Here is a 14,594-nt window from a genome sequence, read left to right as displayed (position 1 = left end):
AGATTTAAATTGTAAATTCCAATTAGGGTAACGCTATGTCTTATCAGGTTTTAGCCAGAAAATGGCGACCAAAGAGATTCGAAGAAGTCATCGGTCAAGAGCACATCACGCGCTCTTTGCAAAATGCGCTTTCTCGCGATCAAATTGGGCACGCTTATATTTTGACTGGAACTCGCGGAATTGGAAAAACAACCATCGCAAGAATGTTTGCCAAGTCGCTTAGATGTGAAAACAGACAGGATGATGGCAATCCGTGTGGCCACTGTAATTCATGTGAAGATTTTGATTCTCAATCGTCGATGAACGTAATCGAAATTGATGGGGCATCTAATAATTCTGTTGATGATGTTCGTGATTTAATTAGTAACGTTCAATATCTTCCAACTGTTGGTAAATATAAAGTTTATATTATTGACGAGGTTCATATGCTTTCAACTAATGCATTCAATGCATTGTTGAAAACACTCGAAGAACCACCAGCGCATGCGGTCTTTATTTTAGCGACAACTGAACCTGAAAAATTATTGGGAACGGTACTTTCGCGTTGTCAAAGATTTGATTTCAGAAATGCAGCACTCCCCGATCTTGTAAAACATGTTAAGCATATTGCAAATGTTGAGGGGATTTCATTTCAAAATGATGAGCTTATTGAAATTATTTGTAAGCAAGGAAATGGATCATTTAGAGATACGCTCTCATTATTTGATCAAGTTCTTAGTTTTTGTGAAGACAATAATGTAACAGAGGATCGTGTTTCTCTTGCATTAGGGATTGCAAAAATATCTGCCGTTAAGGATCTAGTGCAAGGAATACTTGTAGGAGATGAAAGAACGGTTTCATTGAAAGTTCGTGAGATTATTGCTGAAAATATCAGTGTTAAAAATCTATTAACATCTGTTCTTGATTATATTTTTGAACTTATTGATTCTGGGAAAATGCCTGCTGATGTTTCACCAGCTGAGTCAATGTGGATTTACGAGACAATTTCAAAAGATGCAAACTGGGTGATGGATTCGTTGTTGCCTGTTAAATCATTAGAAATAATTCTAAAAAAGCTGGCCCTTAGAAGATCTTTCTTTGATGGTGCAACTTCATCTGCAGTGATTCCATCAATACAAACAGAAAAAAAAACTGAAAAAATAGAACCAATTGAATCGATCAAAACTGAAGTTGAAGTTTTGAAAGAGACTACAGAAGTTCAAGCAGAGGTTCAAAAAGAAGAAGCTCCTGAGCCTATTCAAGAAGAAAGAAAAGAAATCAAATTTGATAAGATCCTAGAAGAAATAGAAGAAGAAAAATCTATGAGTCAGGCCGAAGAAGGGCCGCAAATGGATGAAGAAGCTGTTGCTAGATTCCAGCTATCGGTGAGTGCTCCTGTTTTGACATCTGATGGAGAGAAAACTTGGGAAGGATTTCTTGGCGCTCTTGGTGGTATATCACCTGCTGCCGCTTCAAATCTTGAACAAGGCAACCTTGTGTCGCCTCTTCATTATGACGGTAGACGCGTTATGGTCGAATTAGGTTTTTCAAAGTCTGGAAAAGTATTCTTCGATTACATTAATGAAAGTGAATCTCGTGCAAAACTTGTTGATAACTTGAAAAAATATTTCAACTGCGAAGATGTTTCACTAAATATTATGATGGTTGAGTCTGAGGAAGAAAATTTTATTTCTAGGGCAGATATCAAGGAAATGGATGAAGAAAAAAAGCTGAATGAAAAAAGAGAGAAAATTTTAAATGATCCTCTAATCGTTTCAGCTCAGGATATTTTTAATTCAAAAGTAGATAAAGTCGTAATTGATAAAAAATAATTGGAGGCAAGATGTCTAAAAATATGAATCACCTTATGAAGCAAGCACAGATGATGCAACAGAAGATTTCAACTCTACAAAGAGAGCTTGAAACTCGTGAACTAGATATCTCTGCTGGTGGTGGAATGGTAAAAATCAAAGTTAATGGAAAGCAAGAAATTCTTGAAATTAAACTTAATAAAGAATGTGTAGATCCAAATGATGTTGAGTCATTAGAAGAACTAGTTCTTACTGCTGTTAATCAAGCTGTTAAAGAATCACAAGATATGGTTTCAAAGGCGATGTCTAAAGTAACTGGTGGATTAAATATCCCTGGACTATTTTAGGAATAGACGTTGGAACTACCTAAGACACTCATGGATTTAGTTGACCAATTCTCGAAAATTCCGGGAGTTGGTCAAAAAACGGCCTTAAGACAAGTACTTTTTCTGACAAAGTGGAAGAAGACTGAACTCCATGCCTTTGCTAAAGCAATGGATGGACTATGTGATCTTAAGCACTGTGAAAAATGCGGTATGTTTTCAGATAATAATATTTGTAAAATATGTAGCAACGAGGGGCGCTTTAACTCCCCTAATCTGTGTATTGTTGAAACGGCCAGTGACTTGCTTGCGATCGAGCGCAGTGGTCAATATGATGGGAAGTTTCATATCTTAGGTGGCGTTTTAAATCCTCTTCTTGGTGTGGGTCCAGATGAATTGAATTTGGATTTTCTCGTAGAGAGAATTAAAAACGAAGGTGTCGGAACTGTTATCTTAGCTGTAAATCCTTCAGTTGAAGGAGATGCAACTTGTTCGTATATCAAGGGATTGTTACCGGACAATGTTGTCGTTGATAGAATTGGGTTTGGGATTCCAATGGGTGGTAGCTTAGAACACTTGGACTCTCTCACAATTTCAAAGGCGCTAGAGAATAGAAGAAAAATGTAATGTGAAAGGAGTCACATTGTGAATCAAGAAAAGTTTATAAATTCTGTGAATGACTTTTTCGAAAATGTAGCAAACTTCTCAGTCGTAGATAATTTTGCAGTTATCTTTGCACGTAGGGACGGTGTACTTCTTTATTCGAAATCTTATTTTCAAAATGAAATTGAAAAAGAGGCCATTGGTGCTCTAACAAGTGGTTTGTGGCAAGCGGCGAAGGCCTTAATTGACATGATTCCAAATACTAAAGATGAAGATGATTTTCGTTTAAGTTTTGATACAAGTTCAGGTGGTTTATATCTACTTCCAGTTGAACATGCAGGTGCTGAGTATCAACTTGGATTAGTATTCAAAGACATGACAAATCCAGCACAACTTAAAAATAAAATAAGAACAACAAGAGATCAGCTTGAATATTTTTTACAGGAAGTTTTTGTAGATAATAATGAAACTCCGGTATTGAAAAGTGAAAGTGATTTTTTATTTAACGATATTACAGATGATGAAGTTGATTCATTATTTGCATTTGGAAACTAGGGCGGGATTGGGATGTCTTTTGTCAATTACAACACTAAAGAAGTTAATTGTAAGATCGTCTACTATGGTCCGGGCCTAGGTGGAAAGACGACTAATATTCAATATGTGTATCAAAAAACAAGTGGCGATAATAAGGGTAAAATGATTACTCTAAACACTGAAAATGAAAGAACTCTATTCTTTGATTTTTTACCACTAGAACTTGGTGAAGTAAGAGGTTTTAAAACTCGCTTTCACCTGTATACAGTACCTGGACAAGTATTCTATGAAGCTTCAAGAAAACTGATTCTTCGCGGAGTAGATGGGATTGTATTTGTTGCAGATTCACAAGTTGAGAGGATGGAAGCTAATATTGAAAGTTTGCGTGGCCTTGAGAAAAATTTAGAAGAGCAAGGTTATGATATTTCAACGATTCCTCTTGTTTTTCAATGGAACAAGCGTGATCTTCCAAACGCAGTCTCTGTGGAAGATTTGAAAGAGAAGCTTAACAAGTGGGATGCCCCAGAATTTGATGGTATTGCTGTCAGTGGAAATGGAGTATTTGAAACTTTAAAAAGTATCTCAAAGTTAGTTCTTATGAATTTGAAAGGTGGCCTTAATTAATCAATAAGGCCTAAATATTTTAAAAAAATAAGATGGGATTCCATTAGGGCCTCTTGGCAAAAGTGGCTTGAACGAGTCCCAACTAAATGATGCCCTCGTAAAATTCCTAAATTGATCCCGTTGAAATAGCTTGGGAAGGTTGCATTCTCAACATCCACTACCCCATCATTACTTTTACGACTTCTAAAAATGAGTTTTGTAAGAATCATCCAAAGATGACTTTCATACCAGCTTGATTCAAAAGCTACAGAAGTATAAAACGGTGACTTGGGAAGTTCTTGATGATTATGACGAAACCACACTCGTTGGTGAGAAGATGAAAGTGATTTTTGAAATTCTGGACCAAGTGTTCCCCTAGTCTCTTCTATATATTTGTAGATAGGATTGTCACTTAACTTATGAAGCTGATTAAGAACACCAATGAATTTATTATTCACATGATCTGAACCTAGGATTGGGCTCGCAACAGTCGAGAGTCCGATGACATTTCTTTCGCAGAATATTCTATGATTTCTCATAAAGTGAAGAGCATCTACTCCCCCTTTTGAAAAGCCAATTAACCAAAGTTTCTCTTCAGGATTTTCATCAATATATTTTGTTAGCTGTTTTGCAATGAGTTCACTATTGTGTTCACTACTCTTTGTCCCTTTTACATTTGTAGTAATGTATTTAGCGTGACTGATTTGACAAAGATGATCGGCTCCTCTTTCAAAAGCAGCAGTAGAAAAAATTTCATTAAGAACACCAGAAATGAGGACAACGGTAACATTTGTTTTTGGAATTCTTAGCGCAGGTTTATGATCTGGAAAATAATGACGTAATTCACATTCATCATAGATTGCTTTGAATATATCATCGTGGGAGTATCTTCCATTTAATGGTATTCCTCGCCTAACGTGTTCTAAAATATCTTCAACTTTATCTGAATTAGAAATGCTATTGCCATAGCTTGTGAAATTGACGTGAGAAATTAGATAGCGCAAATATGTATGACCAATCCAAGTACTTGCATTGGTCATTTTTTTTATAAGATCTGTTAAGTCATTTGGTGAAATGCCATTTTTAAAATCACAAATCTTCTCAAAAATTTCACGAGATGATGTTTTCGAAGCACTGGTTAGAATTTTTTTATAACGCAGTTTTCGCGCATTATGGTGCCCAATCTTCTTAAGAAGAGATTTATAATGAAGATTTATGTCGTGAATTTGATCTTTCATCATAATGTAATCTTTTCTATTGGCCCCTACACTACTAAATAGAGTTTCCATTCTAACATGATGAGTATAAAATTGTGGCATCTAACAATTATCTCGTCAAACAAGGGGATTCTATGAAGGCGGTAGGCGTAATCGGTGGAAGCGGTGTATATAAACTTGAAGGGTTTAATATTGTAGCTGAACATGAAGTTTCAACACCTTTTGGTACCCCTAGTGATAAAATTTTTGAAGCTGAATATAATGGTAATAAGTTTTATTTTCTTCCAAGACATGGAAGAAACCATAGCTATTTGCCACATGAAGTAAATTATAGAGCGAATATTTTCGCACTTAAGAAATTAGGTGTTGAAGTGATCGTAAGTGTATCAGCAGTAGGTTCTTTGAAAGAAGAACACAATCCAACAACATTTGTACTACCTGATCAATTCATCGATTGGACAAAAGGTAAGAGAGAGAGAACATTCTTTGGAAATGGAATTGTTGCTCACGTATCTACTGCCGAGCCGATTTGCAAAGAGCTACAATCTCGACTTGCAAAGTTTTGTGATGAGCTTGAACTTAAGTATCACAGAGGTGGGAGCTATATTTGTATTGAAGGTCCACAGTTTTCTAGTAAAGCAGAGTCGGCAATCTATAGATCGTTTGGTGCAGATGTTATTGGTATGACTAATGTTCCTGAATCATATCTCGCAAAAGAAGCGGGAATGTCTTACGCAACAGTGGCCATGGTTACTGATTACGATTGTTGGAAAGAAGAACACTGTACAGTTGAAGAAATTATGAAAGTAATGCACCAAAACAACGCTGCTGCTCAACAACTTCTTTTGAAAGTTCTTCCAGATCTTTATACAAATCCAATCAATGTGATTAAAGAGAACGCTGGTGGAATCATGACTCCGAAGGAAAGAATGACTGAAGAGCAAAAGCAATGGATTGAGGTTTTAGTTAAATAATGACATACACACAACATTACTCAGTATTAAAAAAAGAATGTATCGAGACTCTAACTGAAGTTCAGGAAGAGTCTCGCGATAAGTTTTTTTATGCCGATTTAACATTTGGTGGTGGTGGACATAGCTTTGCGCTTTTTCATCAGAATGTTAAAAATCAACTTGTGTGTTTTGACCAAGACCCAGATGCATTGAATAACGGAAGAAATAGAATCGAAAAAGAAAATGCAAGCTCAAGAATTGATCTTGTTGATTCTAATTTTCGCAATTTTCCAACATATATAAAAGAGAAGAGACAAGACATCATCGAACAAGGTGGCTTTGATGGAATCCTTCTTGATCTTGGTGTTTCTTCTCATCACTTTGATAAAGGTGAGAGGGGATTCTCTTTTAGAAGTGATGCTGTTCTCGACATGAGAATGGATGTCGATAATGACGACATCATGACGGCTGAATATATCGTTAATAATTACTCTGAAATTCAATTGGAAAAAATTCTTCGCGAATACGGAGAAGAAAAGTTTGCAAGAAGAATTGCAGAGAGGATTGTTGAACAAAGGGCCGTTGAGCCAATTAAGACAACGAAACAATTAGAAGATCTCATCTTTCATTGTTACCCAAAGAAAATGCGTTACGATGGAATCAATCCGGCCACGAAGAGCTTTCAGGCATTAAGGATTGAAGTAAATCAAGAGCTTCAAGTATTAGAAGAGCTCCTCGATCAAGTATTACCTTTACTAAGAGTTGGTGGCCGATTAGCAATAATTAGCTTTCATTCACTAGAAGATCGTATTACAAAAGTCGCATTTAAAAATATGACAGATGGCAGCATTCCTTGTGAGCAATTAACTAAAAAACCAATTGTACCAACAAAAGAAGAAATTTTAGAGAATTCTAGATCAAGAAGTGCTAAACTAAGAATATTAGAAAGGATTGAAAGGAAAAAATCCAAAAATAAGTACGAGCACCTAAAAGGTAATTAACAGCTTTTTATTCAAGGAGTGAATATGGCCGTTATCAAGAAAAAGAAGAAGGCAGTGCCGACTTCTTCGGCATTTAAAACCAAAGCTAAGGAACAATTAAAAAAAATATTTTTAAGTTCCCAAGGTCTACCAATATTTCTTACAATTTCAATTATAGGTATTCTTTTTGTTCTTTTTAGAATGAAAGGTGTTGAACTTAATTACAACATTACAAGTATCAATAGAGATATAGAGCAAGTTGTAGTTGAAGGAAAAGAGCTTAAGGCCCGCAAGGCGAGAATGCTCTCTGTTAATAACTTAAGAAAAATGGCGAAGAAGTTTGATCTTAGTGAGCCGAAACAGCATCAGATTATTGTAATTCCATGAACGATAAAGAAAGAAACGCGAAATTAGTATTTAGAATCTTCTTAGGCTTTATGTTTGCCTTTTTAATTGTGGCAGGGAAGGCCTTTAAAGTTCAAGTCCTCGATAAAGAGAAACTGATTACTAAAGCAAAGAAGCAGTTCTTTCGTGAAAGAAAAGTATATCCCAAACGCGGTAATATTTATGATAGAAATGGAAACCCATTGGCTATCAACATTCAAACATACTCATTGTTTACAATTCCTAAAAATATGGAAAATCCGAAAGATGAGTATAAAAAGTTAGCAAAAATTATTCCTGAACTTTCATACGATACAATAGTTAAAAAAGTATCAAACAGAGAACGATTCACTTGGTTGGGTCGTAAAATGAGACTAACTGATGAGCAGGTGGAGAAGATCAAAGATCTTCCAGGAATCTATATTGAAGCTGTTCCAAAAAGATTTTATCCAAATCACGAACTTCTATCTCAGTCCTTAGGCTTTGTTGGTATTGATAATGCCGGTCTTTCAGGAATTGAATATGCTTATGACTCTGATCTTAGGGGAGAGCCTAAGATTATGAAGTATATTATAGATAGAAAGGGAAGACCTGTACGCTATGAAAGTACTGAAATTGGTGATCGTGCAAAAGATATCTATCTGACAATTGATAAAGATATACAAGCGGTCGCCGAGAAGGCCTTGAAAGAAGCAGTTGATGAATTTGAGGCCAAACGCGGTGGAATTGGCGTTATTGATATTAGAACGGGTGAAATTTTGGCGATGGCAAATTATCCAAATTTTGATCCAAATGAACCACAAGATTACAAATCAGAATTGAGAAAACTTCCTTTTATTAGTGATCCTTTTGAGCCAGGGTCAACGTTTAAAATTTTAACTGTAGCATCTGCTTTAGAAAATAATATTGCTAAGAGTGATACTAATTATTATTGCGAAAGAGGACAGATTAAAGTTGAAGGTCACATTATTTCTGAGGCCGAATCGCGCAAACAATTTGAGTGGTTAAGTGTTGATGAGATTATCAAATACAGTTCTAACGTCGGTACGACTAAAATTGCTTTCGATTTAACTTTTCCAAAACTTAGAAAAACGCTAGTTAATTTTGGTATTGGAGAGAAGACTAATATTGAATTGCCTGGTGAATCTCGTGGGATTTTTACTGAAGATGAGAATGTAAGGCCTCTTAGTTTGTCTAATATTAGTTTTGGTCAAGGTGTTGCCACAACGGGTATTCAAATGCTTTCAGCATATGCCACAGTCGCTAATGGCGGGGTTTTTGTGAAGCCTACGATTGTTAAGCGCAAAGAGGGTGAAAAACCTGAAACAAAAAGAGTGATTCCTGAGAACGTTGCAAACGAACTGACAAGAATGCTTGTTAATGCGGTAGAAAATGGAACAGGGACGAGAGCGAAAATTCCTTATTATACAATTGCTGGAAAAACATCAACTGCACAAAGAACTGATGAAACAGGCCGCTATAATGGATATATTCCAGGTTTTTTAGGATATCCTGTTGGAGTTAATAATCCATTTGTGGTTTATGTCTATGTTGATAAACCGGGCGCTGGAAAATCATATTATGGTGGGACAGTTACTGCGCCGGTATTCAAGAAGGTTACACAGTATATTCTCTATAAAAATAAAGAGTTCTCTAACTTGGCAAATAATGAAAATTTTGAAAATGCTAAGGCCTTCGATACTGTTCAAGTCCAACACTCATCTACGAGAATTCTCGGAAGAGGTGAAGCTCCAAATTTCATTGGCCTTGATAAGAGATCTGCAAATGCATTAGGAGATAAGCTCCAATTGTCGCTATCGCATAGAGGAATTGGGGTTGTTTCTAAGCAAATTCCTGAGGCCGGAACAAAGATTGACGAGAGCACAGTTGTTAAGCTAATTTACACTCCACCTACTTATGAATAAACAAAACTTAATCGAACTTTTAGGTCCTAATTTAAAATCCTCATTTATTAATGGGGATTTTAATATTAGTAATGCGACAACTAATATTCAAAATTCTTCGATGAATGATTTAGTATTCTACTTCATTCATGAAAATGAAAAAGCACTTGCAGTTTTCTTAGAACGAAGTAGTAAGGCCAATGCCGGTTTACTCGTATTAAATAGAGAAGTTCCTGATCTTAAGGCGAACTATATAGTTGTGAATGATTTTCTTGAAGGTCAAAGAGCAATATGTAATAAGCTCTACCCGCTAACGAACAAGTTGAAGATCGCAGGCGTGACAGGAACAAATGGAAAGACGACAACTGTTAACTTAGCTGTTCAAATTGCAAAGCTCAACAATGTTAAAGCATTTTCCATTGGAACTCTTGGCGTTTTTGATGCTGATGAAGAGATTTATCCAGAGATCAGTGCTACGACTCCATCATATTTAGAGTTAAGAAAAATTCTTCATAAATTTCAAGATGAATTTGATTTAGTTTTTATGGAAGTGAGTAGTCACGCTCTTATGCAAGACAGACTTTATGATGTCATGTTGGATGCAGGGGCATGGACTAGCTTTTCACAAGATCACCTAGATTATCACGGGACATTAGAAGAGTATTTTCAAGCAAAGAGTAAAATCAGCGACAAGTTGAAAAATAAAAACTATCTTTTTGTTCCAGAGCATGAAGAAAGCGTTTATCAAGGGCTTGAGAAGATAAATATTCCTTATGAGATTGTCTCTGATTTTTATATTGAAGAAGATGATATCCCTTATGCTTTTAGAGCAAAGTATAATTTTAACAATCTACTCCTAGCGACTAAACTTTTTGAAAATCTGACAGGAATTAAGAATCATAATCTTTATGGTCTAAAGCTTCCAAAGGGAAGATTTTCTGCATATGAATGTGGCGATCATTTATTTGTAATTGATTATGCCCATTCTCCAGATGCTATTAAAAATATTTGTCATGCCATCGCCAGTGCATTCCCAAATATGTATTTGATTACAGTTTTTGGCTGTGGTGGAGATCGAGATAGAACGAAGCGTCCTTTAATGGGACAGGCCGCTGCAAAATATTCAAACCTTGTAGTTGTTACAAGTGACAACCCAAGAAGTGAAGAACCTCTTGCGATTATTAATGATGTTCTTCCGGGCGTTGAAAATGCCAATTATATTATTGAAGAAAATAGAGCGGATGCTATTCGAAAAGCTTTTGATGCGAAGAAGGGTCCATCTATAATCTTAATTGCAGGCAAAGGGCATGAAGAGTATCAAGAAGTAAAAGGTGAGAAACTTCCTTTTAGTGACTTTTCTATAGTGGAACAAATTATTTCGGAACAATAATGTTTGATTCAAAAATTCTAGAAGACTCTAAGTATATTACTAATACATTTAACCCTTCTTTTAAAAAGGATCTGAAGCTTTGTACTGATTCCAGAGCGTTCGTACAAGGAATGGCCTTTTTAGGTATAAAGGGTGAGAAGTTTGATGGTGGAAAATTTTTAGAGCAAATTTTAGAAAAGGGATGTCCTTTGGCCGTAATAAGCAATGAGACATTTCAATTAAATAGTGTTGAAGAAATCGCAAAAAAATATCCTGAAAGTAAAATCGTTCTAGTTTCAGATACGATCAAATTTTTACAAGAGATATCAAAGAAGCGTCGTGACGAATGGGTTAGTAATGGCGGTAGAATAATCGGCATTACGGGATCAAATGGTAAGACGACAACAAAAGAAATGTTATTTGCGTTTGCAGATAAGATTTATCCCGGTTGTGTACTTAAAACGAAAGGGAACCTCAATAATCATTTAGGAGTTCCATTCACGTTACTAGATTTAGAGGACTCACAAAAAATTGCCATTGTAGAAATGGGAACGAATCACCCTGGAGAAATTCAGTTTTTATGTGAGCTTGCTGGTCCACAATCTGGAATGATTTCAAGTGTTGGTGTCGCACATATCGAATTTTTTGGAACAGTAGAAAAAATTCTGGAAGAGAAAGGTGCTCTTTATAGATACGTTCGTGATCATGCCGATAAAGAATCTATATTTCTTCTGAATGCACTTGATAAGAATCTTAAAACTCTGCCAAGTTTTCCTGGAGTTATAAGATTGGGAGAAGAAGTTACTTTTACAATCAAGGATGATCAGTCCGTTGATTTGTTTTGGAATGATAGCGAAATCTCATTCAAAAATTCAAATATCCAAGAAGATTACAATATTCAAAACTTGATTGCTGCCTTTTTGCTAATCAATGCATGTATTCCTGGGCACACATTTGATTTGATCGAAGTCCTAAAGAATTTTAAGCTTCCTAAGTTGAATCGTTCTGAATGGATCTTTGATAAAAACAAGCATATCTTCTTGGATGCCTATAATGCTAACCCAACTTCAATGATGGCCGCATTGAGATCTTTTAAAAATTACTTGGTGCGAAATAAGTTAGATATTGAAAAAAGTTTAATTGTCATTGGCGATATGAATGAGCTTGGTGATCAGGCCGAGCAACATCACCATGCGGTGGCCAATCTTTTAAATGAACTTGGTCTTAATAAAGCATTCTTTGTCGGACGCTATGCGCATTACTACGCTGATGAATTTAGAGGTACGTTTTCAAAAGTTTTCCAAACGACAGATGAGTTAAAAAAAGAGTGGCCTCTACACTACGCAAATAATGAATATTTCTTCTTAAAAGCAAGCCGCTCTTTACAACTAGAGTCAATAATAGATATAAGATAGGGTTGTATATATTTAATCTTGTCTGGAAGACGCTATGTTATATCATTTTCTCTACCCACTGAGTCAAGAGTTCTCAGCTTTTAATATTTTCCGTTACATTACATTTCGTTCATTCGCGGCATTTCTTATTGCAACAATTGTATCTATTGTTTGGGGTCAATTGTTTATTAATTACATGAAGAGAAAACAATTTGGCCAAGTTGTTAGAGATGATGGACCAGAAAGCCATTTTAAAAAAGCAGGAACACCTACTATGGGTGGCGTCTTTATTGTTGGAACAATTGTTTTGACTTTATTGTTTACAGGAAACTTTAACTCAATACCTCTAGTGATTACATTAGGGGTTATGGTTTCATATTTCGCTCTTGGATTTTTGGATGATTATTTAAAAGTTTTAAAGAAAAACACGAAGGGCGTTTCGGCCAAGGGTAAGTTGCTTTGGCAATTTGCAACGGCCTTTATAGCAGGCTATTTCGCTGTGAAAACAGGTTCAATTGATACTGAACTTTATACACCTTTTGTTAAAGGTTCAGTGATTAATTTGAGTACAATATATATCTTCTTTGTGGCCTTTGTTATTGTGGGTTCGAGTAATGCAGTAAATTTAACTGACGGACTTGATGGGCTTGCCATTGGTCCAATTGTAACGAGTGCAGCAACTCTTGGAATTATTGCATATGCAGCTGGGCATAAAGAGATTTCATCTTATTTATTTATCCCCTACATTGAAAATGCGGGTGAGTTAACAGTTCTTGCCGCCGCTATTGTGGGCGCGGGGGTTGGCTTTTTGTGGTATAATTCATTCCCTGCTCAGATCTTTATGGGTGATGTTGGTTCACTATCTCTTGGTGGTGCACTAGGAACATTTGCTGTGATGACGAAGAATGAACTTCTCTTTGTTGTGATCGGTGGAATTTTTGTAATTGAGGCCTTGTCGGTAATTCTTCAAGTAGGCTCTTACAAACTTAGAAAGAAAAGAATTTTTAAAATGGCGCCTATTCACCATCACTTTGAATTAAAGGGTTGGCCGGAGCCAAAAGTAATCGTACGTTTTTGGATCATTAGTATTTTCTTAGCAATTTTATCAATAGCAACTCTAAAAATGAGGTAAATATAATGGATAGATTTACAGGAAAAAAAGTTTTAATCGTTGGAGTTGGAAGAACAGGTTTTAAACTAATCAACTTCTTCAATAGACTTGATTGTGAAATCAGAGTTACAGATATTAAGCCAATTTTCGACTTAAATAAGGCCGTAAAAAAACTTAAAAAGATCACTCCTAATCCTGCTATGTCATTTGGTGAGCATAAGGATGAGGATTTCTTAGAAGCTGATGTTGTTGTTTATTCTTCTTCTGTAGACCCGGAACTTCCTCAACTAGAGCTTGCAAGACAGCACGGTAAAGAAGTTTATTCTGAATTTGCTCTAGCTAACTTATTATGTAAGAAGCCAGTAATTGCTGTTTGTGGAAGTTACGGTAGAACTACCGTTGCTCACATGATTGGCTTTACTCTTAAGCAAGACGGTAAGGAAGTATTTATTGGTGGAACTTCAGAGAGTCCATTTATTGAATATGCAATGCTACCTAATAGAGATGAAGTTGATTACGTTGTTGTAGAGGTTTCTGCAGCTCAAATGAGAAAGCTACAAAACTTTCACCCTAAATTAGTTGTTTTCACAAACATCTCAGAAAGCTACCCAACTAAACACTTTAAGTCTGTTGGTGACTATATTGAAACAAAACTTTCAATCATTAAGTCTCTTTCACCAGATGATATTCTTGTTTGTAACTTTGATAGACTTGCTAACAATGCATTCTTCAAAAATGCAAATTGCCAAACATACTGGTACTCAAGAAAATCTTTTGTACAAATGGGCGTAATGAATGAGATTCAAGGAACACACTTCCACGATAGAAGAATCCACTCAAATATTTACTGCCACTCAGAATTCAAAGTAAAGAATATGAGAATCGTTGGTCAAAACAATAGAGAGAACCTACTTGCTGCTATTACAGCTTGTAAGGCCCTAGATATTTCTGACAAGGCAATCCAAGCATGTATTGAGAAATTCCCTGGAATTCCTCACCGTCTTGAATTCTTAATGGAAAAAAATGGTGTAAGTTTCTATAACGACTCTAAAGCTGAAACAATGAAAGATATGATTCAATCAATTCACTCTTTCAAAACTCCAGTAATCCTAATTGCTGGTGGTAAAGACAATGAAGAGTTAGAGTTTGAAGATTTCGCTGAGGATGTAGCAAGTAACTCTAGAGTTATTGTTCTTGTAGGTGAGTCTAAAGAAAGAATGAACAGAGCACTTGCTATTCACAATCAAACGTTTATCGTTGGTTCATTTGAAGAGTCTGTTCTTTTTGCTTACCAAAAGTCACGTACAGGTGACGTTATTCTTCTTTCGCCAGGGAATGAAGCTACTGACTTCTTCCGTGATTATGAAGAGAGAGGAAACTACTTCAAAAAACTTGTATACCAACTCTAATAAAGTTAAGGCCGCCTAAA

At 35.8% G+C, this 14,594-nt stretch carries 14 protein-coding genes; 13 read left to right on the top strand and 1 reads right to left on the bottom strand.

The window, feature by feature from the left end; translation table 11 throughout:
- Positions 1-35: 35 nt before the first annotated feature.
- From dnaX to M899_RS17185, 5 genes are read left to right on the top strand one after another with little or no spacing between them, the layout of a single operon-like run.
- Positions 36-1,811 (top strand): DNA polymerase III subunit gamma/tau, encoded by a 1,776-nt coding sequence (dnaX, locus tag M899_RS18150; RefSeq protein WP_021272749.1) that lies wholly within the window; start codon positions 36-38, stop codon positions 1,809-1,811.
- Positions 1,812-1,822: 11 nt separating this feature from the next.
- On the top strand, positions 1,823-2,137 hold the full coding sequence (locus M899_RS17200) for a YbaB/EbfC family nucleoid-associated protein (protein ID WP_021272764.1): 315 nt from the start codon (positions 1,823-1,825) through the stop codon (positions 2,135-2,137).
- Positions 2,138-2,146: 9 nt separating this feature from the next.
- Entirely contained in the window at positions 2,147-2,740 is a 594-nt protein-coding gene (gene recR / locus M899_RS17195) for a recombination mediator RecR (RefSeq protein WP_021272756.1), read from the top strand.
- 18 nt (positions 2,741-2,758) lie between these two features.
- A complete protein-coding gene (locus tag M899_RS17190) occupies positions 2,759-3,271 on the top strand; it encodes a roadblock/LC7 domain-containing protein (RefSeq protein ID WP_021272772.1) in 513 nt (170 codons plus the stop codon).
- A gap of 12 nt (positions 3,272-3,283) precedes the next feature.
- The gene (locus M899_RS17185; protein ID WP_021272754.1) at positions 3,284-3,874 is read left to right on the top strand and encodes a GTP-binding protein; all 591 of its coding nucleotides are present in this window, start codon (positions 3,284-3,286) and stop codon (positions 3,872-3,874) included.
- Here M899_RS17185 and M899_RS17180 read toward each other — a convergent pair.
- Positions 3,871-5,142: a hypothetical protein gene (locus M899_RS17180; RefSeq protein ID WP_021272767.1), complete on the bottom strand. Its 1,272-nt coding sequence runs from the start codon at positions 5,140-5,142 to the stop codon at positions 3,871-3,873. The genes M899_RS17185 and M899_RS17180 overlap by 4 nt on opposite strands.
- Before the next feature lie 62 nt (positions 5,143-5,204).
- Between M899_RS17180 and mtnP the strand changes: the two genes are divergently transcribed.
- Genes mtnP through murD form a run of 8 tightly spaced genes read left to right on the top strand, consistent with a single transcriptional unit; the run spans position 5,205 to position 14,574 of the window.
- The gene (mtnP, locus tag M899_RS17175; RefSeq protein WP_021272759.1) at positions 5,205-6,044 is read left to right on the top strand and encodes an S-methyl-5'-thioadenosine phosphorylase; all 840 of its coding nucleotides are present in this window, start codon (positions 5,205-5,207) and stop codon (positions 6,042-6,044) included.
- Complete coding sequence (gene rsmH / locus M899_RS17170; protein ID WP_021272755.1) at positions 6,044-7,024, top strand: 16S rRNA (cytosine(1402)-N(4))-methyltransferase RsmH; 981 nt, start codon at positions 6,044-6,046, stop codon at positions 7,022-7,024. The genes mtnP and rsmH overlap by 1 nt, the downstream gene beginning before the upstream one ends.
- 24 nt (positions 7,025-7,048) lie before the next feature.
- Positions 7,049-7,390, top strand: coding sequence for a hypothetical protein (locus tag M899_RS17165; RefSeq protein ID WP_021272751.1), 342 nt, complete (start codon positions 7,049-7,051; stop codon positions 7,388-7,390).
- Positions 7,387-9,312 (top strand): penicillin-binding transpeptidase domain-containing protein, encoded by a 1,926-nt coding sequence (locus M899_RS17160; RefSeq protein ID WP_021272761.1) that lies wholly within the window; start codon positions 7,387-7,389, stop codon positions 9,310-9,312. The genes M899_RS17165 and M899_RS17160 overlap by 4 nt, the downstream gene beginning before the upstream one ends.
- Positions 9,305-10,681: a Mur ligase family protein gene (locus M899_RS18145; protein WP_021272766.1), complete on the top strand. Its 1,377-nt coding sequence runs from the start codon at positions 9,305-9,307 to the stop codon at positions 10,679-10,681. The genes M899_RS17160 and M899_RS18145 overlap by 8 nt, the downstream gene beginning before the upstream one ends.
- A complete protein-coding gene (murF, locus tag M899_RS17150) occupies positions 10,681-12,075 on the top strand; it encodes a UDP-N-acetylmuramoyl-tripeptide--D-alanyl-D-alanine ligase (RefSeq protein WP_021272747.1) in 1,395 nt (464 codons plus the stop codon). The genes M899_RS18145 and murF overlap by 1 nt, the downstream gene beginning before the upstream one ends.
- 34 nt (positions 12,076-12,109) lie before the next feature.
- On the top strand, positions 12,110-13,186 hold the full coding sequence (gene mraY / locus M899_RS17145) for a phospho-N-acetylmuramoyl-pentapeptide-transferase (RefSeq protein ID WP_021272775.1): 1,077 nt from the start codon (positions 12,110-12,112) through the stop codon (positions 13,184-13,186).
- A 5-nt stretch (positions 13,187-13,191) separates the two neighbouring features.
- A complete protein-coding gene (gene murD / locus M899_RS17140; protein WP_021272774.1) occupies positions 13,192-14,574 on the top strand; it encodes a UDP-N-acetylmuramoyl-L-alanine--D-glutamate ligase in 1,383 nt (460 codons plus the stop codon).
- Positions 14,575-14,594: the final 20 nt, after the last annotated feature.

The sequence above is a fragment of the Bacteriovorax sp. BSW11_IV genome (genome assembly GCF_000447755.1).
Taxonomy (GTDB): Bacteria; Bdellovibrionota; Bacteriovoracia; order Bacteriovoracales; family Bacteriovoracaceae; genus BSW11-IV.
The sequence above is the reverse complement of the archived record's forward strand: the minus strand, read 5'-3'. Positions and strand labels throughout refer to the sequence as shown.

Coding starts and splice junctions, on each gene's coding strand:
- dnaX (WP_021272749.1), top strand. CDS start 36: ATGTCTTATCAGGTTTTAGCCAGAAAATGGCGACCAAAGAGATTCGAA.
- M899_RS17200 (WP_021272764.1), top strand. CDS start 1,823: ATGTCTAAAAATATGAATCACCTTATGAAGCAAGCACAGATGATGCAA.
- M899_RS17185 (WP_021272754.1), top strand. CDS start 3,284: ATGTCTTTTGTCAATTACAACACTAAAGAAGTTAATTGTAAGATCGTC.
- M899_RS17180 (WP_021272767.1), bottom strand. CDS start 5,142: ATGGAAACTCTATTTAGTAGTGTAGGGGCCAATAGAAAAGATTACATT.
- mtnP (WP_021272759.1), top strand. CDS start 5,205: ATGAAGGCGGTAGGCGTAATCGGTGGAAGCGGTGTATATAAACTTGAA.
- rsmH (WP_021272755.1), top strand. CDS start 6,044: ATGACATACACACAACATTACTCAGTATTAAAAAAAGAATGTATCGAG.
- M899_RS17165 (WP_021272751.1), top strand. CDS start 7,049: ATGGCCGTTATCAAGAAAAAGAAGAAGGCAGTGCCGACTTCTTCGGCA.
- M899_RS17160 (WP_021272761.1), top strand. CDS start 7,387: ATGAACGATAAAGAAAGAAACGCGAAATTAGTATTTAGAATCTTCTTA.
- M899_RS18145 (WP_021272766.1), top strand. CDS start 9,305: ATGAATAAACAAAACTTAATCGAACTTTTAGGTCCTAATTTAAAATCC.
- murF (WP_021272747.1), top strand. CDS start 10,681: ATGTTTGATTCAAAAATTCTAGAAGACTCTAAGTATATTACTAATACA.
- mraY (WP_021272775.1), top strand. CDS start 12,110: ATGTTATATCATTTTCTCTACCCACTGAGTCAAGAGTTCTCAGCTTTT.
- murD (WP_021272774.1), top strand. CDS start 13,192: ATGGATAGATTTACAGGAAAAAAAGTTTTAATCGTTGGAGTTGGAAGA.